Below are 21,120 nucleotides of genomic sequence, written 5' to 3'. Positions count from 1 at the left end.
GACATTCGGCCGGTGGGAAGGCGCGATTGCGCCCGGTTCTCGCGCTGTCTAGGTTCGGGGCAAGATCTCGGGCGGCACGGGAGGGCGCGATGCTGGGTCGGTGGCGGGCGATGACCCGGGGCAAGCTGCAGCGGGCCGTCGCCGAGGTCGTCGACCTCTCGGCGCGACGCGCCCGCGAGCTGCAGGAGAACCACCACGACCGTGTGCTGGCCGAACTGACCGCGACCACCGCGGAGTTGCGGCAGGTGCTGGCAGAACTCGCGCGGACCCGGTCCGAGGTGGGCCTGCTGCGAGAACGCGTCGCCGACCTCGAGCACCGGCAGCGCCGCGACCTGCGCTACGCGATGGACCACGCCGCCACCGACACCGCAGCGGCGTTCGCCGTCGCGAACATGCCCACCGCCGCCGTCCTCGACACCCCGCACGACACCCTGCGGTTCGCGCTCGACCGGGTGTCCCGGCCCGGCCTGGCACTCGAGTTCGGCGTCGCGTCGGGCACCACCTTGCGGATCGTCGCCGATGTGCTGGGCGCGAAGCACCCGGTGTTCGGGTTCGACGTCTTCACCGGGCTGCCGGAGACGTGGCGCAGCGGATTCCCGGCCGGGGAGTTCGCGCAGGACGCCCCGCCGGAGGTGCCCGGCGCCGAGCTGGTGCCCGGTCTGTTCGCCGACACCCTGCCCGGCTTCCTCGCCGCGCATCCCGGCGACGTCGCGTTCGTCCATCTCGACGCCGACCTGTACTCGTCCACCACGACGGTGCTCGACCTGCTCGAAGACCGCCTGGTGCCCGGCAGCGTGCTGGTGTTCGACGAGTTCTTCAACTATCCCGGCTGGCAGCAGCACGAGTACCGGGCGTGGACCGAGTTCGTCGCGCGCACCGGCGTCGCGTTCGAGTACCTCGCCTACACGGCCGACAACGAGCAGGTCGTCGTGCAGCTGCGGTGACTCTCAGCGCACGAAACGGATCGCCTGACTGACGTTGTACTGTCGGCGCTCGTCGATCCGGAAACCGGCTTCCACGAGCCCGGCGTACTCCGGGGTCGTCTCGAACCGGTGCGGTGGGAGCGTCCACCACTGATTCGACGTGTGGTAGATCCGCTGTTCGACCGTCCGCTCGGCGTCGGCGAAGAACCACACCACGTCGCACGTGGACAGCTGCCCCGCGACCGCCTGGAACGGGAGGTTCTCGTCCCACAGCCAGCCCTCGGCGGCTGCGGTCCGTCCCAGCCCCGGATCACGGGTGCCCGCGAAGGTCTCCGGCCGGGCCGTGATCACCAGCCGCTGCGACGCCGGGTTCCACGCGGCTCCACCGAACAGCACACAGTCACCGGGCTCGAGCCGGTCGGCGACATCGTGGTTGACCGTGCTGAAATCCATGCCGCTGGGGTCGGACCATGCGGAGCGCTGTGCGACGAAGGACGGCACGGTCAGCAGCACCAGTGCACCGGTGACACCGACCGTCGCCCACGTCCGCACGGCCACCGCCGCGACGGCGGCCGCACCGACCAGCGCGACCGCGGGCGTCGTGAAGGTCAGGTACCGGTCCAGGTAGACCGGGGTCGCGACGAGCGAGTACGTCACGAGCATCGCCATCGGCAGCACGATCCACGGAACGGCCACCGCGAGAACGCCGTGTCGCCGCACCGGCGTGCGTCGCCGCACCGCCGCGACGGTTCCCGCGACGAGCAACACCGTGAACGCCGCCGCGAACCAGGGGGCGCCCACGAACCACTGATACTCCCACACGATCCGCGGCAGATTCCGGTCGAGGGGCCGAATCCACGACGTCTGCCCCGCCTGGGCGAACGCCTCGAGCACGAGCGGGCTCGCCGCCGCCGAGCCCGCCACCACCGCCGCCGCCCACGCCGGTCCGCGGCGCCGCAGGTCACCCCGCCACGCCAGGGTGATCAGGTGCGCCGGCACCAGCGCAATCGTGTACAGGAACAGCACCACCGACAGCGCGAGCACGGCGGCGTACAGCAGCCACCATCGGAGCCGGCCCGACTCGCACGCCACGAGCAGCAGCACGGTCAGCCACACGGCGACGGCCGCGGACGGGGCGTAGCTGCGGGCCTCGACCGCAGCCCACGTCACACGGGGCAGCAGCAGGAAGACGACACCCGCGAGCACGCCGAGACGCCGGTCCGCGAGCATGCACGCCAGCACCACCACGCCGCCGGCCGCGGCACCCACGGCCAGGATGCTCGGCACCCGCGCCGAGAACTCCGAGGCCCCGAAGACGGCGAACCAGTACCGCATCGCCACGTAGTACAGGCCGTGGACGACGTCGACGTTGCCGAGCACTCGGTCCAGGTCGGCGCGGGAGCGCTGGGCCACCGAGAGGGTGGCCAGCTCGTCGTACCAGAAGGAGGGCCGCCACGACCCCCACGCTGCGACGATCGAACCCAGCAGTGCGACGAGGACGGCATCCCGCGCGCACGCCGTGGTCCGATCGGCCATCCGCTATCGCCCGTACAGGCGGGCCCAATTCTCCCGGCTGGTCAGCTGCGGCGCGGCCTCGCGGTACCGCAGGGACACCGCGGGGGTTTCCTGCTTCAGGGCCTGCAGCGCACGCATACCGCGCCGGAGCAGCGCGACGGCCCGCTTCTTGTCCCGCCTGCGCACGCGGACGCCCTCCTGGGAGGCGTCGGTGACGACGGCATGCGAGAACAGCGAGACGTGCCACCAGTGCGCGTCCGACGACGGGACCGCGACCGGATGGGCGGGGAGGCGGCCCCGCCACTGGTTGAGGGCGCGTTTGGCCAGCACCGCCCACTCGAGGCTCTTGCGCGGGTGCGGGCCGGCCGGGGTGATGAACATGTCGGCCGGACGCAGACCCGGCACGTTGTTCGCGTTGTGGCGGATGGTCTCCCCGTATTCCGCGCGCTCACGCCGGATGGCGGCCGCGGCCTCCATGCCGCCGTCGTGCAGGAATTCGGGTCCGCGCAGGAAGTCCTCGACGGCCTTGATCAGGGTGAACGCCATGCCGTACTGCATCGAGACGAGGTAGCGGAACAGGTCCGTCCGCAACTGCTTGGCGAGTGCCTTGCCGTCGAGTTCGGTGTGCAGTGCGGCGGTGATCATGGCGTTGCGGAGGTTGAAGTAGCGATGCCACTCGTCCCAGTCCTTCCACGCGAAGTCCGCGTGCCACACCGCGGCGCCGGGTAGCGTGACGGTCGCGACGCCGTTCGCCCGCGAGCGGTAGCCGTACTCGATGTCGTCCCACTGGAAGAACAGGGGCAGCGGGTAGCCGACCTTGTCGACGACCTCGGACGGGATCAGGCAGGACCACCATCCGTTGTAGCCGGCGTCGACCCGGATGTCCTGCTGCTTCTTCAGCGTGCTCTTGTCCGCGAGCGCGTTCTTCACCTCGAGGCCGGCCTGGAGACGCTGCAGGTCGGCGACCTCGGCGCCGACGTGGACCCGGTCGGGGTGCAGCAGGTAGAGCATCTGCGCGCCGACGATGGCGGGCTCGACGGTGCAGTTCGCGAACATGTTGAGCCGGACCACGGCCTCCGGTTCGCACAGGACGTCGTCGTCCATGAAGACGATGTTGGCGCCGGGATTCCGCGCCGACCCGGTGACCTCGTACAGACCGCGGGTGAATCCGCCGGCGCCGCCCAGGTTGGGCTGCGTGATGTAGACGAGCTTGTCGCCGAGCTCGGATGCGACGCGCCGGAACTCCTCCCGGGTCTCGACGCGGTCGTTGCCCTGATCGATCACGTACACCGACTGCACGTCGGCCAGCGCGATCGGGTCGTCCGCCATCGCGGCCAGCGTCGCCGCGCAGTCGTCGGCGCGGTTGAAGGTGCAGATGACCACTGCCGCAGGCCGCAGCGTCTCCGGAGCCGGCACCGTCCACCGGGCGTTCGCGACGGTCAGCTCGCCGGAGCCGGTCGAGATCCGCGCGAACAGGGCACCGCCGTCGACGAACCGGTCGATGGGCGTGGACACCGTCACCGACGTGGGCGTGCCGTGGGACGACACGGTTGTCGTGGCGACGATCCGTCGCCGACCGCGGGCGTCGGTGGCGACCAACTCGAGGCGGCCGTCTCCGTCGACCTCGGCGACGAACGCGACCTCGGTGACCGCGGTCCAGCGCTGCCAGTAGCTGGCGGGGAACCTGCCGAAGTAGGTGTCCGTTTCGATACGGCTCCGGCGGCCGAGGCGCACCCGGGTCCGCTCCCGGTCCACAGTCCCCTTGACGGTGACGTACATGTCGTCACTGACCAGCGGAGACGGTCCCGCGAACAGCGCGCGCTGCGCGGTCTGCCGGGCTGCAGGGCGCTCCGGGACGGACGAACCGTCGGCCGCGGTGCCGACCCCTCCCGTCGGTTCGATCGCAGCGAATTCGGCCTTGTCCATCCGTCGAAACACCTTTCGGAACCTTGCTGCCCCCCAGGACACAACTCGTCCCAGGCTACCAACGGGCCGCGGACCGGCCGACCTTGCCGCGGATCCGCTGTGCGCCCGCCCGGCCGGTCCCGGGCACACCCCCGTTATCCTTGGCCTCTGCCAGCCCCCTCCCGACCTCTGGAGCACATGTGACGTCCGCCGTCGAGCCCGCGACGCGGCGGCAGCGCTGGCTCTGGGGCACGGTGGTGGCGGCGACGGTGACGCTCACCTACCTGGTGATCCTGACGGCCGACGATCGGTGGTTCTACACCGACGACACCGAATCCGGTGCGGTGCCGAACTGGCTCTTCCTCGGCCGGATCCTGCGGACGGGACAGCTGCCGAGTCTCGTGCCCGAACAGTGGATGGCCGGGAACTACCCGGTCGAGGGACAGGGCGGCCTCTGGAATCCGCCGCAGCTGCTCGTCAACCTGATCGCACCCTCGGTCGACAACATGGTGCTGCTCGCGACGGGCGTGAAGTGGGCGTTCACCGTCGTGCTGGCGCTGGGGGTGTACCGGATCTGCCTGGAGTACGGTGCTCGCGCCCCGTGGGCGGCGGTGGCCGGCGCCGCGGTCCCCTTCACCGGGTTCGCGCTCTTCTACGACCAGGCCACCTGGGTCACGGCCCTCACCGGATCCGCCTGGGTGGCCCAGGCGTGGGCGAGTTCACTGCGCTACCTGCGCGGCCGCTCCGGCCCCCTGCCGGCGTTCGTGTTCCTGTACCTCGCGATCAGCGTCGGCTACGTCTTTCCCGCCCTGGTGGCCGGGATCCTCACCGGCTGCCTCATGATCGGCGAACGGATCCATCGGAACTCGTGGCGGCCGTCGCTGCGACTGGCGGTCGTCGCAGTCTGTGCCGCCGCGGGCGGGCTGATCACCTATCTGCCCGGGGTGCTGTCCAGCTCCGTCACGTGGCGCTCCGATCAGGGTTTCCAGAACGACAACTTCCTCGCGGCCCCCTGGTCGGACACCCTCAATTCCGGCATCCCCTCGGCACTGCCGGGCATCGAAGCCTGGTTCGGGGAGGTGCAGCCGTTCCCCGTCACCTACATCGCCTGGTTCGTCGTCCCGGCTCTCGCCTTCGTGGACTGGAAGACCGTGAACCGGTCCGTGCGCAGCCTGGCAGGCGCGCTGATCTTCCTCGTCGCCATGCTGATGGCGACCGCGGGACCCAGCGTGATGGGGCCGCTGCGCTGGCCGGCGCGGCTGCTGCCGATGTTCGCTCTCGCGACGCTCGTGGTGGTGTGCGTGCTGCTCAGCCGCCACGGCACACTCCGCGGGATCCGGGTCCGCGCGGGCGCGGCGGCCACACTCGTGCTGTTGATGACGCTGCGTTCCGGATCCTCGTCCCCCGAGTTCATGAATCGTCACCTGCTGTGGGCGGGTGCCGTCCTCCTCGTCGGGGCCGTCGTCCTGTGGGCCGCGCTCCGCGCCGGTGAGCGGACGGTCGCGACGCTCCTGCTGCTCTCGGCACTGCCCGTCGTGTACTTCCAGGTGGCGTCGACGACACCGCATCCGCTCGCGTGGAATCTGCCCGCCCGGCAGTCGGTCGCGAAGGCGAACTTCCCGGACCGGCCGGGCACCACGCTGCAACTCGCCGACCGCGAACTGGTGCTGCCGTGGACGGCGAACCCGGAGGGCGTCTACCGCTCCCTGGTGTTCGGCAACTTCGCCAAGTCCCTCGACGAGACCTACGTCAACGCCTACACCCCCATCGGCTTCGAGGAGTTCGCCTTCCACCTGTGCATGCGGCACGACGGTTCGAGCTGTGCGGACGCGTTCGCCGCTGCCTTCGCCACCGAGCCGAGTACCGATCGCACGTACGTGGACCTGATGCTCGTGGATCGGGTCGTGCTGCAGCGCCGGCAGTATCCGGACGCCGGCTCGGAGCCGGCGCCGCCCGGCTGGCGGTGGGTGCAGTCGCCGCCCGGGTCCGCGGACGCCGTGGACGCGGTGATCCTCGAACGGATCGGCGGACCGGTCAGCGGCGGGAACGGACGCATCTCCTTCACCGAGGGAGTCACCGCGACCACGGTGGCCGAGGACTACGCGACGAGCCGGGTCCGCGTCGATTCGGCGGACGGCGGACGCGTCGTCTTCGCCCGGCTGAACTGGCCCGGCTACGCGGTCACGCTGGACGGCCGGCCGCTGGATCCGCGGTCGGTGGACGAGATGTTCCTCGCGGTGGACATCCCCGCCGGCACCGACGCGGGGGAACTCGTCGTGAGCTGGACCCCGCCGGGACAGGGGGCCGGATTCGCCGGACTGGGCCTCGGTCTCGCCGGTGCCGCGACCATGCAACTGCTGTACCTGCGAGACCGGCGGAAGACCCGGCGGGAACATCCGGACGAGACCGCGCTGCCCGTGGCGCCCGCCACGGTGGGCTGAGACCACGGTCGACTGACACGGTCGACTGACACTACGGTCCGCTGTAACTACGGGGGGCTGAGCCGCGACCGGAAGACGGTGTAGAACACCCGCCGCTGAAGCGCGGCGAGTTCGGCGCGACGATTTCCCTGCCACACATCGGCCGCCCGGAGCCCGCCGGGCAGTTGTCCGGCCACCCACCGGTGGTAGGCCTTCGCCTGCCGGGCCTGATCGGCGACGAGCGCCACGCTCCACTGACCGGCACTGACGCGGAACCCGCCGACGACCTGCCGGAGGGCATACAGATCGCCGTGGAACAGCACCTTCGTGTAGGAGGCCATGTCGATGAGGTAGGGGAAGCGACCGTCCCATCCGCCGGCCCGTTCGAGAGCGTCGCGCCGCATCGTCACGCACATCGGCTCACCGAAGACGTTGGTGCCCAGCCGCACGGTGCGCCGGATCGCCTCCTCACCCGGCACGAGGCCCGACAGTCCCTGGAGCCCGCGGCCGCCGATCATCTTCGTGCCGCGCGCGTCGAGGATGTCGCGCCGCGACGCCACCGCCACCGCCGACGGGTGCGCATCCAGGGCCGCCACCTGGGCGGCGAGGGCACCCGGATAGAGCAGGTCGTCGCCGCACACCAGCTTGACGTACTCGCCGGTGGCCTCGGCCGTCACGCGCTGCCAGTTCCGGGGCGCACCACCGCCCGCCGGGGTCGACAACAGGGTCACGCGCCGGTCGCCGGCGTACTTGCCGAGCAGGTCGGCGGTGCCGTCGGTGGAACTGTGGTCGGCGACGATCAGCTCGAAATCCCCGAAGTCCTGCCCGAGCACGGACTCGACCGTCGCCTCGATGTACGGCGCATTGTTGTAGGCCGGAATCACGACGGAGAGTTTCGGCCTCGTCACTGCTGCTCATCCCGTTCTCGAAGGGGCCGGCGCGGGGCGGGCCGGTGGACGGCGTCACCGTACATCGGCACGGACCGCACCCGAAAACAGCCCCGCCCGGCGTATACACTCCCGACTTGTGAGCAGCGACGACGGGGCGGGGACGGGCACGCCACACCGCGTGTCGATCGTCGTACCGGTCTACCAGGGCGAACACACCCTGGGTGAGCTGCTCGAGCAGATCCTTCCGTGGACCGAGGTCACCCTGACCCCCGGCGGCCGTCCCATGGTGGTCGAGGAGGTCCTGCTCGTCCACGACAACGGCCCCGACGACTCGGCCCGCGTCATCCGGGAACTGTCCGCGAAGTACCCGTTCGTCGCCGGGGTGTGGCTCAGCCGGAACTTCGGCCAGCATCCGGCGACGCTCGCGGGCATGGCGTCGAGCGGCGGCGAGTGGATCGTCACCCTCGACGAGGACGGCCAGCACGACCCGGCCGCCATCGGCGGTCTGCTCGACACCGCGCTCGACGAGGGTGCGACGGTCGTGTACGCGAAGCCGACGAACGCGGCACCGCACGGCGCGCTGCGGAACGTGGCCTCCAGGGGATCCAAATGGTTCCTGGCCCGGGTGCTGTCCGTCTCCGACAGCCCCGACTACCAGAGCTTCCGCCTGGTGCTGGGCGAGGTGGGACGGTCCCTCGCCGCCTACGCGGGTTCGGAGGCCTATCTCGACGTCGCGCTGGGGTGGATCGCGGGGAAGGTGAGCACCAGCCCGGTCGCACTGCGCGAGGAGCAGGGACGGGCGTCCGGCTACCGGCTGCGCACCCTGCTGTCGCACTTCTGGCGGATGGTGCTGTCGAGCGGCACCAAGGGCCTGCGGATGGTGAGCCTGCTGGGCGTGGTCCTGGCCGTCGGCGGTCTCCTGTGGGCGGCGTGGGTGCTGGTGTCCTACCTGTTCCTCGGCAACCGCTTCCCGGTGCAGGGCTGGGCTTCGACGACGGTCATCCTGCTGCTGGGATTCGGTGCCGTCCTGTTCTCCCTCGGGGTCATCGCCGAGTACGTCGGGGTGGCGGTGAAGACGGCGATGGGCAAACCGCCGTACCTGATCGTCAGCGATCCCGACTCCGGCCCGCTGGGCCGCACCCAGCGGTATCCCGACCTCGAATCCTTCCGGAGCGGGTAACCGTGCCGGCGCCGACGTGGGTCGTCGGAAGCGGCGGGCTGCTCGGTTCGTGGGTGACCCGGGAGCTGCGTCGCCGCGACGTCCCGGTGACGACGAGTGTGGTGCCGTGGGACGAGCCGGAACAGGCCCGCACCGTGCTGCTGGCCGATGCGGACCGGTTCGTCCGCGGCGCCGGGGGCGGGCCGTGGCGGGTCGCGTGGTGTGCCGGTGCCGGCGTGAACGGCACGACGTCGGAGGCCTTCGCGGCCGAGAATGCCCTGCTGCGCGACGTGCTCGACGGACTCGCGCACGCGGGCGGCGGCAGCGCCGAACGGGGGACGGTGTTCCACGCGTCGTCGGCAGGCGGGGTGTACGCGGCCGCGCCGGGCGCCCCGCACTCCGAGTACAGTCCCACGGCCCCGCTCGGTCTGTACGGACACGCCAAGCTGGCCGCCGAGACCGTCGTCACGGATTTCGCGCGTGAGACGGGCGCGACCGCCGTGATCGGGCGCTTCGCGAACCTGTACGGGCCGGGCCAGAATCTCGCCAAACCGCAGGGTCTCGTCTCCCACCTGTGCCGCGGGTATCTCACGGGGACGCCGGTCTCGATCTACGTCTCGATGGACACTCTGCGGGACTACCTGTTCGTCTCCGACGCGGCCGAGATGGTGGCCGACGCCCTGGCCCGGGCGGAGACCGACCCGGGCCAGGTGAGCACCAAGATCTTCGCGTCGGGCCGGTCGGTGACGATCGGCGCGATCCTGGGCGCCTGCCGGACCGTCTTCCGCCGTCGCCCCAACGTCGTGCTGGCGTCGTCGCCGCTCGCGTCGGTGCAGGGCCGGGACCTGCGGTTACGGTCCGTGGTGTGGCCGGAGCTGGACCGTCGCAGCCATCGGCCGCTGCCGGCCGGCATCGCCGCGACGCTGGAGGCGACCCGGCGCTCGATGGGTCAGTCGGCTCGGCCGAGTGTGCGCTCGCCGGATCGGGCGTAGGCCTGTTCGGTCGCGTCCTTCTGGGGTCGCCACCAGTGCTCGTGGGTGCGGTACCACTCGATCGTCGCGGCCAGCCCCTCCCGGAAGTCCCGGTAGCGGGGCTGCCAGCCGAGTTCGGTGCGCAGCCGGGTCGCGTCGATCGCGTAGCGCAGGTCGTGGCCGGGCCGGTCGGTGACGAAGTCGAAGTCGGTGCGGTCCCTGCCGCACAGCTCGAGGACGGTCTCGACGACGGTGCGGTTGTCGGTCTCCCCGTCCGCGCCGATCAGGTAGGTCTGCCCGATCTCGCCCTTGTCGATGATCGTCCACACCGCCCGGTTGTGGTCGTCGACGTGGATCCAGTCCCGCACGTTCGCCCCGGTGCCGTACAGCCTGGGCCGCACCCCGTCGAGGACGTTGGTGATCTGCCGCGGGATGAACTTCTCCACGTGCTGGTACGGCCCGTAGTTGTTCGAGCAGTTCGAGATCGTCGCCGCCACCCCGAACGAGCGCACCCACGCCCGCACCAGCAGATCCGAGCCGGCCTTGGTCGAGGAGTACGGGCTCGACGGGTTGTAGGCGGTGGCCTCGGTGAACCGCGCCGGATCGTCGAGGTCGAGATCGCCGTACACCTCGTCGGTGGAGATGTGGTGGTAGCGCACCGCATGCCGGCGCACCGCCTCGAGCAGGGTGAACGTGCCCATCAGGTTGGTCTGCACGAACGGCGACGGATCGGCCAGGGAGTTGTCGTTGTGCGATTCGGCGGCGAAGTGCACCACCAGATCCGACTCGGCCACCAGCTCGTCCACCAGGTCGGCGTCGGCCACGTCGCCGCGGACGAAGCGGACCTGCTCGGCGACCGGGTCGAGGGAGGCGAGGTTGCCGGCGTAGGTGAGCTTGTCGAGCACCGTCACCTGCGCCTCGGGGCGGTCGGCGACGGTCCGATGCACGAAGTTCGCACCGATGAAACCGGCACCGCCGGTGACGAGCAACCGCATGCGGCAACCCTACCGGCGGTGCGGTCGTTGGTCCGCGTCCACCCCGGATGGGAGACTGCCCGTCATGCGCGGAATCATTCTCGCCGGCGGCACCGGGTCCCGACTGCATCCGATCACCCTGGGAGTGAGCAAGCAGCTGGTGCCGGTCTACGACAAGCCGATGATCTACTACCCGCTGTCGACGCTCATGCTCGCCGGGATCCGCGACATCCTGATCATCACCACCGCCGAGGACGCTCCGCAGTTCCATCGGCTGCTCGGCGACGGGTCGCGATACGGGGTGAACCTGACCTACCGGGTGCAGCCGGAACCGAACGGTCTCGCCCAGGCGTTCGTCCTCGGCGCCGAGCACATCGGCGACGGCAGCGTCGCCCTGGTCCTCGGGGACAACATCTTCTACGGTCCGCGCCTGGGCACCCAGCTCACCCGGTTCGCCGACCTCGACGGCGGGGCGGTGTTCGCCTACCGGGTGTCCGACCCCAGCGCCTACGGCGTGATCGAATTCGACTCCGACGGCCGAGCTCTGTCGCTCGAGGAGAAACCCGCCACCCCCAAGTCGAACTTCGCGGTGCCCGGACTGTACTTCTACGACAACGACGTCGTCGCCATCGCCCGCGACCTGCGCCCGTCGGACCGCGGCGAATACGAGATCACCGACATCAACCGCACCTACCTCGAGGCCGGCCGCCTCCAGGTCGAAGTCCTCCCCCGCGGCACCGCCTGGCTCGACACCGGCACCTTCGACTCGCTGCTCGACGCCTGCAACTACGTCCGTACCATCGAACAACGCCAGGGCCTGAAGATCGGCGCCCCCGAGGAGGTCGCGTGGCGGCGCGGCTTCATCACCGACGACGAGCTGCGTGCCCTGGCCGCGCCGCTGGTCAAATCCGGCTACGGCAGCTACCTGCTCGACCTGCTCGACCGGGAAGGACACTGACGGTGCACTACCGCGAACTGAAGATCCCCGGCGCCTTCGAGATCACCCCCCGCCAGTTCGGCGACGACCGCGGCGTGTTCTACGAATGGTTCAAACAACCCACCTTCGCCGACGCCGCCGGCCGCCCGCTCGACCTGGCCCAGGCCAACTGCTCGGTCTCCGCCGCCGGGGTGCTGCGCGGCATCCACTACGCCGACGTCCCGCCCGGGCAGGCCAAGTACGTCACCTGCGTCGCCGGCGCGGTCCTCGACGTCGCCGTCGACCTGCGCGTCGGCTCCCCCACCTTCGGACAGTGGGACGCGGTCCTGCTCGACGACGTCGACCGCCGCGCCATCTACCTCCCCGACGGCCTCGGCCACGCCTTCTGCTCCCTCGCCGACGGCTCCACCGTCGTCTACCTGTGCTCGACCACCTACAACCCCGACCGCGAACACGAGATCGACCCCCTCGACCCGCAGATCGGCATCGACTGGCCCACCACCGGCCGCGACGGCACACCCCTGCACTACGAACTCTCCGCCAAGGACAAGGCCGCACCGTCGCTGGCCGACGTCGTCGCCGCCGGGTCGCTGCCGCGGTACCTCGGGTGAGCGCGCAGCCGGTGTCCGCCCCCGATCCCGCCACCGAGCCCGCCGGCGCGCCCGGCGGGATGACGGGGGCGCCGGGTCCGCTCATGCGCCTGTTCAATAACCAGGCGGTGGCGTTCCTGCTGGTGGGGGCGTTCAACACCGCACTGGGCACCGCGTGGTTCATCGTGTGGCAGCTCGCCGTCGGCGACACCCTCGGCTACCACTTCGCGATCGTGGCGGGTTACGCCTCGAACGTGCTGTGCGCCTTCTCCACCTACCGCTATCTGGTGTTCCGGGTGCGCGGTCACTTCCTGCGCGACCTGTGGCGGTTCGTGACGGTCAACCTGAGCGCATTCCTGCTGAACCTCGCCCTCATGACCGTGGCCGTCTCGGTGCTCGGGTTCCCGCCGATTCCGTCGCAGATCGTGATCACCGTCGTGACCGCGACGGCGAGCTTCTTCGGCTACCGGGACTTCTCCTTCCGTCGCGCCGAGCGCGGATGACCGCCGCCCCGAGCGAACGGTCCGTACCGCCCCGGAGACGAGCGAGACATTCGCTCGCCCCACGGCTCAGCGCAGGCGGAAGATCACGGCGCGCTGCACCACGAAGTTGATGACGGTGGCCGTGCCCTGCGCGACGACGAACGCCAGCGGCACGCGCCACCACTCGTCGGGCAGCGCGTCGTACAACACGTAGTTGATGCCGACCTGGACGGCGTAGGTGATCGCGTACAGGATCACCACCGCGACGAACCGGACCCGGCTCGGTTCCGCCCTGAAGGTCCAGCGCCGGTTGATCAGGTACGCGGTGGTGGTGCCGGCGACGAACGACAGCGACTTCGCGACGTTGACGTGCAGCCCCACGGCGAGCAGCAGCACGTAGAGGCCGAAGTCCACGATCGCGGACAGCCCGCCGGTGAGGACGAACCGCACGATCTGCGTCTTCAGGTCGAGCGCCTCGTCCGCGGTGCTGTCGGTGACGGGGATCTCCACCGGCAAGGGGGCGTGATGCTCCGGTTGCGTCTGCCAGTGCGGGTGCTGCGGATGCTCGGACACGGGCGACAGCCTATGCGAGCGGGGCCCGCGTCCCCGCTGCGCGACGGAACGCAGCCGGACGCTTCCGGCAATCCGGACGCCGGGACGCCGGACGTCACCGGCGACACACTCTCGCCGCTGCGACCGGCGGGTAACCTGTACGGCGATGTCCACGACAGCTGCAGAGCCGGCCGCCGCGCCGCTCCCCACCCAGACCCGCACTCTGACCGGCTGGGGGCGCACCGCCCCGACCACCGCGGAAGTGCTGTCCACTCCCGACGTCGAGGTGATCGCGCAGGCGGTCGCCCGGGTCGCGGAGCAGAACGAGTCCAAGCCGTCGCATCTGCGCCGCGGTGTCATCGCCCGCGGTCTCGGCCGCTCGTACGGTGATCCGGCGCAGAACGCGGGCGGGCTCGTCGTCGACATGACGGCGCTGGACCGGATCCACACGATCGACCGCGAATCGCGGCTGGTCACCGTGGACGCGGGCGTCGACCTGGACCAGCTGATGCGCGCGGCGCTGCCGTTCGGGCTGTGGGTCCCGGTGCTGCCGGGCACCCGGCAGGTGACCGTGGGCGGTGCCATCGGCGCGGACATCCACGGCAAGAACCATCACAGCGCGGGCAGCTTCGGCAACCACGTCCGGTCGATGGACCTGCTCACCGCGGACGGCCAGGTGCGCACCCTCACTCCCAACGGGCGCAATTCCAAGCTGTTCTGGGCGACGGTCGGCGGCATGGGCCTGACCGGCATCATCCTGCGCGCCACCATCGAGATGACGCCCACCGAGACGGCGTACTTCATCGCCGACGGCGTGGTCACCAGCACCCTCGACGAGACGATCGCCGTGCACAGCGACGGCTCCGAGGCGAACTACGACTACTCGAGCGCCTGGTTCGACGCGGTCGCGCCGCTGCCGAAGCTCGGCCGGGCCGCGATCTCGCGCGGTTCGCTGGCCAAGCTCGACCAGCTGCCGAAGAAGCTGCAGAAGAACCCGCTGAAGTTCGACGCGCCGACGCTGCTGACGTTCCCGGACATCTTCCCGAACGGCCTGGCCAACAAGTACACCTTCAGCGCCGTCGGCGAGCTGTGGTACCGCAAGTCCGGCAACTACACGGGCAAGGTCCAGAACCTGACGCAGTTCTACCACCCGCTCGACATGTTCGGGGAGTGGAACCGCGCCTACGGCTCGAACGGGTTCCTGCAGTACCAGTTCGTGGTGCCGACCGAGGCGGTCGACGAGTTCAAGAAGATCATCGTCGACATCCAGCGCTCGGGGCACTACTCGTTCCTCAACGTGTTCAAGCTGTTCGGGGAGGGCAACAAGGCGCCGCTGAGCTTCCCGATGCGCGGCTGGAACATCTGCGTCGACTTCCCCATCAAGGCGGGGCTCAACGAGTTCGTCCGCGAACTCGACCGCCGCGTCCTCGAGTTCGGCGGCCGTCTCTACACCGCGAAGGACTCGCGCACCTCCGCCGAGACGTTCCACGCGATGTACCCGCGCATCGGCGAATGGATCAAGATCCGCCGCTCGGTCGACCCCACCAACGTGTTCGCCTCCGATATGTCCAGAAGGTTGGAACTCCACTGATGATCAACGCCGTCGGCAACCCCCAGACCCTGCTGCTCCTCGGTGGCACGTCCGAGATCGGACTCGCCATCGTCGAGGAGTACCTGCGCAAGGCGCCGGCCCGGGTGATCCTCGCCGCGCTGCCCAACGACCCCCTGCGCGACGACGCTGTCGCGCAGATGAAGGGTGCGGGGGCCACCAAGGTCGACCTGATCGATTTCGACGCCCTCGACACCGGCAACCACCCGGACATGATCGCCCGGGCCTGGGATCTCGCCGGAAACGGTCGCTCCGCAGGCTCCGCTCCTGCCGGGGACGTCGACGTCGCGATCGTCGCGTTCGGCATGGACGCCGACGCCGAGGAGCTGTGGCAGAACCAGACCAAGGCCATCCGGGTCGCGGAGATCAACTACACCGCGGCCGTGTCGGTCGGTGTGCTCCTCGGCGAGAAGATGAAGGCGCAGGGCTACGGGCGCATCATCGCGATGTCCTCCGTCGCCGGTGAGCGGGTCAAGCGAGCCAACTTCGTGTACGGCTCCGCGAAGGCCGGGCTCGACGGCTTCTACCTGGGCCTCGGGGAGGCCCTGGCGCCGTTCGGTCCGCGGGTGACGGTGGTGCGTCCCGGACAGGTGCGCACCAAGTTCAGCGCCCACGTCGAGGAAGCGCCGCTGACGGTCGACAAGGAGGACGTCGCCGCGCTGGCCGTCGCCGCGTCCGCGAAGGGCAAGGAGATCGTTTGGGCTCCGGGCGCCTTCCGGTACGTGATGATGGTGCTGCGGCACATCCCGCGCGCGATCTTCCGGAAGCTGCCGATCTAGGCTGCGGAGGTGTCCGACCCAGTCGTATCCTCTTCCGACGTGGCCCCCTTCCGGCGAGCCCTCCGCACCGCCGGCGAGGGGGCCGCTGCGGTTGTCGTCGCGACGATCGTCGCCGCCGTGGGGCTGTTCGCGTTCGCGCGCGTGCAGTGGCCCGCATTCAACTCCTCGAACGTCACGCAGGCCGTCACGACGGTGCTGCAGGTGGGGGCGCTCGTCGTGCTCGCCGGCTCGGTCGTGCTGCTGCGCCGGCGACGGTGGACGGCGTTCGCGCGGGTGCTGTCGTGGGCGGGTCTGTCGGGTCTGGTCACCGTCACCCTCGGGATGCCGTTGGCGGCGACGAAGCTCTATCTGCACGGCATCTCCGTCGACCAGGAGTTCCGCACCGAGTACCTGACGCGGCTCACCGACTCCCCCGCGCTGCGGGACATGACGTACGCGGACCTGCCGCCGTTCTACCCCGCCGGCTGGTTCTGGATGGGCGGCCGCTTCGCGAGCCTGCTCGGCCTGGACGGCTGGGAGGCGTTCAAGCCGTGGTCGATCGTGTCGCTGGCCGTCGCCGCCGTCGTCGGGCTCGTGCTGTGGACCGCGCTGGTGCGGATCGACCTGGCCGTGCTGGTCGCCACCGCCACCACCGCCGTCGTCCTCGCCTACGGCTCTCCGGAGCCGTACGGCGCGTTCGTCGCGCTGCTGATCGCGCCTGCCCTCGTCATGGCGTGGGGGGCGCTGTCGCGCCCGGTGCGTCCTTTGGGCGGCTGGGGCAGCCCAAAGGACACACCGGGCGGCGGAGCCGTCGTCGGGACCGGGCTCTTCCTGGGCCTGGCCGCGACGTTCTACTCCCTCTACCTCGGGATCGCGGCGTTCGCGGTGACGGTGATGGCCGTCGTCGCCGCGGTGCTCGCGCGACGCGCGGCGGGCACCTGGCGGGCCGCTCTCCCCGTGCTGGTACGGCTGGGCGTGATCGCGGGGATCGCCGTCGCCGTCGCGCTGCTCGTGTGGGCGCCGTTCGTGCTCGAGGTGCTGCGGGGCGGGTCCACCGCCGGATCCGGCACGGCGACGCACTACCTGCCCGAGACCGGGGCGCGGCTGCCCCTGCCGATGTTCCACGGTTCCCTGATCGGGCTGCTGTGCCTGCTCGGCACGGTGTGGCTGGTCGGGCGGGCCACGTCGTCGCGGCGTGCGCAGGCCCTCGGGCTCGGCGTGGTGTCCGTGTACCTGTGGTACCTGGCGTCGATGGCGCTGACCGCGATGGGCAACACTTTGCTGGCCTTCCGCCTCGAGGTGATCCTGCTCGTGCTGCTCGCGGCGGCCGGCACGTTCGCGTTCGTCGACTTCACCCGCTGGATCGTGCTGGCCACCAGCGAGAACCAGCGGGTGCGGTGGTCGCTCATCGCGGTCGGCGCGCTGGGTGCGCTCGCGTTCACCCAGAACATCCCCCAGGTCCTCGCGAACGAGATCACCGTCGCCTACACCGACACCGACGGCAACGGTGAACGCGCCGATCAGCGTCCGCCCGGCGCGGGCGCCTACTACGCCGAGCTGGACGAGACGATCACCGCGGCGCTGGGCCGGCCGCGCGACGAGATCGTCGTCCTCACCGCCGACACCACCTTCCTCGCCTACTACCCGTATCTCGGGTTCCAGGCGCTGACGTCGCACTACGCGAACCCGTTGGCGGACTTCGAGGGACGCGCCGCCGCGATCGAGGACTGGGCGTCGGTCGAGACGACCGACGAGCTGCTCGCCGCGTGGGACGAGTCCCCGTGGCGGGGACCCGATGCGGTCGTGTTCCGGCAGGGCGCCGAGGGTTACACCCTCCGGCTCGCCGAGGACGTGTACCCCAACGACCCCAACGTCCGTCGCTACACGGTGACGTATCCGAAGTCGCTGTTCGACGATCCGCGGTTCACGGTCTCGGAGATCGGACCGTTCGTCGTCGTCGCCCGCACGGGATAGCGGGCACGCGACGGTCCGCGAACACCGTTCGCGGACCGTCGTGACGTGGGCGTGCTATCCGCGGCGCAGCGGCATCACCGACCGCACCACCGGATCACGCAGATACAGCCCGGCCCAGACGAACACACCGACGTAGACCGGGAACAGGATGGTGCTGAAGAGCGGCATCTCGTTGAGCATGTTGGTGGCCACGGCGCCGCCGAGATACCCGGTCAGCAGCACCGCCCCGAGGATCGAGGTGGACGGGACCAGGTACAGCGCCAGGCACACGAGCATGACGACGCCGATGACGTAGTTGAGGTTCGGATCGAAGCCCAGATCGATCATCGCCTGCCGCGCCTGGTCGACGTTGAGGACGTGGATCGCGGCGTCGAACAGCAGGAACAGCACGACGAGGCCGGTGATCACCAGGCCGGCGATGCGGAATTTCCGGTCGGTGGGACGCTCGGCGGGGCGGGTGGTGGTCGAGATCATGGCAGGCTCCTCGGTCGGGGTGGCGGTCTCGCTACGGACTGACCGGCCGGCCCCGGAAAACTCATCGCACCGCACCGCACCGCACCGCACCGCACCGCACCGCACCGTGCCGTGCCGATCCGGCGACCCGAGCCGCCCCAGCCCGGTCCCGACACCCGGAACCGAGCCCCGGCTCACAACCGGGACGCCAGCAACTCGGCGAGGTGGACGCCGCGACGCTCGGTGAGATCGGTGATCTGGGTGCGGCAGGAGTAGCCGTCGGCGAGCACGACGTCGTCGGGACCCGCCGCGGCGATCGCGGGCAGCAGCTGGTGCCCGGCGACGGCGACCGAGACGTCGTAGTGCGCCGGCACCACCCCGAAGTTGCCGGCGAGACCGCAGCATCCGCCGAGCCGGGTGACCGTTGCACCGGCCCGGCGCAGCAGCGCGGCGTCGGCGCCCCAGCCCATCACGGCGTGGTGGTGGCAGTGCGGCTGGGCCACCACCGACGTCCCGGACAGTGACGGCGGTTCCCAGTCGCCGAGCAGTTCGGCCAGCGTCACCGTCGAGTCCGCGACGGCGCGTGCCGGTTCGAACCCGAGCAGCTCCACGGCGTCGGAGCGCAGGACCGCCGTGCACGACGGCTCGAGGCCCACGATCGGCATGCCGGCCGGGAACAGTGCGGAGATGGTGCGGCCCAGGATCTTCCGGGCCGTATCCAGCTGGCCGGTGGTGATCCACGTCAGCCCGCAGCACTGTTGCTTTTCGGTCACGCACACCCGTCGGCCGGCCGCCTCGAGGACCCGCACCGCGGCGATCGCCACCTCCGGCGTGAAGTACTCGGTGAAGGTGTCGACGAACAGCAGGACGGGCTCGCCGTCCGTGCGACGTTCGGCCGCCGTGTCCGCGAACCAGCGACGGAACGTGCGGGGCGCGAACTCGGGCACGCGGCGACGCCGGTCGACGCCGGCGAGGGTCAGTCCGGCGGACGCCACCCCCGGCAGCTTGGCGAGGGTGTTCACGACGCGTGGTGCGCGACCGGCCAGCGCCGCCCAGCGTGGGAGCCGTCCCAGCGTGTAGTGCGTGGCGGGACGGAGCCGACCCCGGTAACTCTGGTGCAGCACTTCGGATTTGAACGTCGCCATGTCGACACCGGTCGGACAGTCGGAGGCACAGCCCTTGCATGCCAGGCACAGTTCGAGGGCCTCGTGCACCTCCGGTGAGCGCCAGGACCCGGTGACGAGCGTGCCGTTGAGCATCTCCTGCAGGACCCGGGCCCGGCCGCGGGTGGAGTCCTTCTCCTCCCGGGTCGCCAGGTAGGACGGGCACATCACCCCGCCGAGGCCGGCGGTGTCGGCGCGGCACTTGCCGACGCCGGTGCAGCGGTGCACGGCCTGCCTGAAGTCGCCGTCGTCGCCCGCGTACCGGAAGGCGAGCAGGTCCCGGACCCGGTGCGCGGCCGGGATCCGAAGGTCCCGGTCCACGGGAGCCGGGTCGACGAGCACACCGGGATTGAGCAGGCCCTCGGGGTCGAACACCGCCTTGACGGCGCCGAACAGTCGCAGCGCGGTCGGCGAGTACATCAGGGGCAGCAGTTCGCTTCGCACCCGGCCGTCGCCGTGCTCGCCCGACATCGACCCCCCGAACGACGCCACGAGTTCCCCTGCTGCGAAAAGGAATTCACGGAACATTCCGGGCATCTCGAGCGGCACGTCGAGGCGGATGTGGATGCAGCCGTCGGCGAAGTGACCGTACGGATAGCCGGTCACGCCGTACCGGGACAGCAGCGACTCGAACTCGCGCAGGTACTCCCCCATCCGTTCCGGCGGGACGGCGGCGTCCTCCCAGCCGGAGTGGGCGGGCCGCCCGGCGGGGCTGCGCCCGGCCAGTCCCGCCCCGTCCTCGCGGATGCGCCACAGCTGCGCGGCCTTGCCGGGGTCGGTCACGATCAGTGAATCCACCGCCACCGCAGCGTGTTCGACGGATCGCGCCCGTGCCAGGACCTCGTCGGCGTCGTCGCCGGACAGTTCGACGAACAACCACGCCGCCCCCCGCGGCAGCGGAGGCACCGCCGCCGCGCCGCGCCGCGCGCGCACGACGTCGACGATCCGCGAGTCGAGCCCCTCGCACGCGGTCGGACCGAAGCCGAGCAACGTGTGCGCGGCGTCGCCCGCCGTCGCGATGTCGGGGTAGCCGAGGGCCACCAGGACGCGGACCGCGGGGTCGGCGACGAGCCGCACCGTCGCCTCGGTGACGACACCGAGCGTGCCCTCGCTGCCGACGAAGAAGCGCAGGACGTCGAACCCGTTCTCGGGCAACAGGTGTTCGAGGGCGTAGCCGGAAGCCTGCCGGCCGAACCGGCCGAACTCGGTGCGGATGGTGGCGAGGTGGTCGAGGGTGATCCGGCGCAGTGATTCGAGAACGGGGGCGTCGTCGGGCAGCGACAGGTGCCGGCCCGCGCCGGTGAGCACCTCGAGACCGAGAACGTTGTCGGATGTGCGTCCGTAGCCGAGGGTGCGGGCACCGCAGGCGTTGTTGCCGATCATCCCGCCGACGGTGCAGCGGTTGTGGGTGGACGGGTCGGGTCCGAAGCGCAGTCCGTACGGGGCGGCGGCGCGCTGCAGTTCGGACTGGACGACGCCGGGCTGCACGGTCGCCGTGCGCGCCTCGGGGTCGATCCGCAGGACCCGGCCGAGATGGCGGGCGAAGTCGAGTACGACGCCGGGCCCGACGGCGTTGCCGGCGACGGAGGTCCCGCCGCCGCGTGAGGTGAGCGGAACGCCGTGCCGGCGGCACACCTCGAGCACGGTGCCGACCTCGTCGATCTCGCGGGGCCGCACCACCGCCTGCGGGGGCACCCGGTAGAGCGAGGCGTCGGACGAGTAGAGCGCGCGGGTGGTGGTGTCGTCGAACACCTCGGAGATGCCCGCGTCGCGCAGGGCCTCGCCGATCGTCCTCGCCCGGGCCATAGGCCGATGCTAGTGCCTGCAGGGGTCGCTTCGTCGCAG

General features: G+C 70.7%; 17 protein-coding genes. 10 read left to right on the top strand and 7 right to left on the bottom strand.

What is annotated here, in order from left to right:
- The first annotated feature begins 89 nt into the window (after window positions 1-89).
- Window positions 90-944 carry a TylF/MycF/NovP-related O-methyltransferase gene (locus LZP97_RS22470; protein ID WP_010596159.1) on the top strand — a complete coding sequence of 285 codons (855 nt, stop codon included), beginning with the start codon at window positions 90-92 and terminating at the stop codon, window positions 942-944.
- Between the two features lie 3 nt (window positions 945-947).
- Here the strand turns inward: LZP97_RS22470 and LZP97_RS22465 are convergent, their stop codons facing one another.
- The gene (locus tag LZP97_RS22465; RefSeq protein WP_010596160.1) at window positions 948-2,459 is read right to left on the bottom strand and encodes a glycosyltransferase family 39 protein; all 1,512 of its coding nucleotides are present in this window, start codon (window positions 2,457-2,459) and stop codon (window positions 948-950) included.
- Window positions 2,460-2,462: 3 nt separating this feature from the next.
- Complete coding sequence (locus LZP97_RS22460; protein WP_040270478.1) at window positions 2,463-4,364, bottom strand: glycosyltransferase; 1,902 nt, start codon at window positions 4,362-4,364, stop codon at window positions 2,463-2,465.
- A 179-nt stretch (window positions 4,365-4,543) separates the two neighbouring features.
- Here LZP97_RS22460 and LZP97_RS22455 point away from each other — a divergent pair, with 179 nt between their 5' ends.
- The gene (locus LZP97_RS22455) at window positions 4,544-6,784 is read left to right on the top strand and encodes a hypothetical protein (RefSeq protein WP_234574916.1); all 2,241 of its coding nucleotides are present in this window, start codon (window positions 4,544-4,546) and stop codon (window positions 6,782-6,784) included.
- 47 nt (window positions 6,785-6,831) lie between these two features.
- Here the strand turns inward: LZP97_RS22455 and LZP97_RS22450 are convergent, their stop codons facing one another.
- The gene (locus LZP97_RS22450) at window positions 6,832-7,671 is read right to left on the bottom strand and encodes a glycosyltransferase family 2 protein (RefSeq protein ID WP_026138069.1); all 840 of its coding nucleotides are present in this window, start codon (window positions 7,669-7,671) and stop codon (window positions 6,832-6,834) included.
- A gap of 160 nt (window positions 7,672-7,831) precedes the next feature.
- Here LZP97_RS22450 and LZP97_RS22445 point away from each other — a divergent pair, with 160 nt between their 5' ends.
- Both LZP97_RS22445 and LZP97_RS22440 read left to right on the top strand, forming a co-directional pair.
- Window positions 7,832-8,833, top strand: coding sequence for a glycosyltransferase (locus LZP97_RS22445; RefSeq protein WP_010596165.1), 1,002 nt, complete (start codon window positions 7,832-7,834; stop codon window positions 8,831-8,833).
- 2 nt (window positions 8,834-8,835) lie between these two features.
- Entirely contained in the window at window positions 8,836-9,804 is a 969-nt protein-coding gene (locus LZP97_RS22440) for an NAD-dependent epimerase/dehydratase family protein (protein ID WP_040270473.1), read from the top strand.
- Here LZP97_RS22440 and rfbB read toward each other — a convergent pair.
- Window positions 9,762-10,778, bottom strand: coding sequence for a dTDP-glucose 4,6-dehydratase (gene rfbB, locus LZP97_RS22435; protein WP_010596167.1), 1,017 nt, complete (start codon window positions 10,776-10,778; stop codon window positions 9,762-9,764). The genes LZP97_RS22440 and rfbB overlap by 43 nt on opposite strands.
- Window positions 10,779-10,842: 64 nt before the next feature.
- Between rfbB and rfbA the strand changes: the two genes are divergently transcribed.
- The 3 genes from rfbA to LZP97_RS22420 are packed head-to-tail and all read left to right on the top strand — an operon-like array spanning window position 10,843 to window position 12,787.
- Window positions 10,843-11,715, top strand: a complete 873-nt coding sequence (rfbA, locus tag LZP97_RS22430; RefSeq protein WP_010596168.1) for a glucose-1-phosphate thymidylyltransferase RfbA — start codon at window positions 10,843-10,845, stop codon at window positions 11,713-11,715.
- 2 nt (window positions 11,716-11,717) lie between these two features.
- The gene (gene rfbC, locus LZP97_RS22425) at window positions 11,718-12,305 is read left to right on the top strand and encodes a dTDP-4-dehydrorhamnose 3,5-epimerase (RefSeq protein WP_010596169.1); all 588 of its coding nucleotides are present in this window, start codon (window positions 11,718-11,720) and stop codon (window positions 12,303-12,305) included.
- A complete protein-coding gene (locus tag LZP97_RS22420) occupies window positions 12,302-12,787 on the top strand; it encodes a GtrA family protein (RefSeq protein ID WP_048774125.1) in 486 nt (161 codons plus the stop codon). The genes rfbC and LZP97_RS22420 overlap by 4 nt, the downstream gene beginning before the upstream one ends.
- 66 nt (window positions 12,788-12,853) lie before the next feature.
- Here LZP97_RS22420 and LZP97_RS22415 read toward each other — a convergent pair whose 3' ends face one another.
- A complete protein-coding gene (locus LZP97_RS22415) occupies window positions 12,854-13,276 on the bottom strand; it encodes a GtrA family protein (RefSeq protein ID WP_048774123.1) in 423 nt (140 codons plus the stop codon).
- A 208-nt stretch (window positions 13,277-13,484) separates the two neighbouring features.
- Between LZP97_RS22415 and LZP97_RS22410 the strand changes: the two genes are divergently transcribed.
- The 3 genes from LZP97_RS22410 to LZP97_RS22400 are packed head-to-tail and all read left to right on the top strand — an operon-like array spanning window position 13,485 to window position 17,659.
- A complete protein-coding gene (locus LZP97_RS22410) occupies window positions 13,485-14,909 on the top strand; it encodes an FAD-binding oxidoreductase (RefSeq protein WP_040270463.1) in 1,425 nt (474 codons plus the stop codon).
- On the top strand, window positions 14,909-15,706 hold the full coding sequence (locus LZP97_RS22405; RefSeq protein ID WP_010596173.1) for a decaprenylphospho-beta-D-erythro-pentofuranosid-2-ulose 2-reductase: 798 nt from the start codon (window positions 14,909-14,911) through the stop codon (window positions 15,704-15,706). The genes LZP97_RS22410 and LZP97_RS22405 overlap by 1 nt, the downstream gene beginning before the upstream one ends.
- A gap of 39 nt (window positions 15,707-15,745) precedes the next feature.
- Complete coding sequence (locus LZP97_RS22400; RefSeq protein ID WP_040270461.1) at window positions 15,746-17,659, top strand: galactan 5-O-arabinofuranosyltransferase; 1,914 nt, start codon at window positions 15,746-15,748, stop codon at window positions 17,657-17,659.
- 54 nt (window positions 17,660-17,713) lie between these two features.
- Here LZP97_RS22400 and LZP97_RS22395 read toward each other — a convergent pair whose 3' ends face one another.
- Both LZP97_RS22395 and LZP97_RS22390 read right to left on the bottom strand, forming a co-directional pair.
- Entirely contained in the window at window positions 17,714-18,133 is a 420-nt protein-coding gene (locus LZP97_RS22395) for a DoxX family protein (RefSeq protein ID WP_040270459.1), read from the bottom strand.
- Window positions 18,134-18,306: 173 nt separating this feature from the next.
- Window positions 18,307-21,081: an FAD-binding and (Fe-S)-binding domain-containing protein gene (locus LZP97_RS22390; RefSeq protein ID WP_010596176.1), complete on the bottom strand. Its 2,775-nt coding sequence runs from the start codon at window positions 21,079-21,081 to the stop codon at window positions 18,307-18,309.
- Between the last annotated feature and the right edge of the window lie 39 nt (window positions 21,082-21,120).

This window comes from Rhodococcus sp. DMF-1 (assembly GCF_021441945.1).
GTDB lineage: Bacteria > Actinomycetota > Actinomycetes > Mycobacteriales > Mycobacteriaceae > Rhodococcus > Rhodococcus ruber.
The sequence above is the reverse complement of the archived record's forward strand: the minus strand, read 5'-3'. Positions and strand labels throughout refer to the sequence as shown.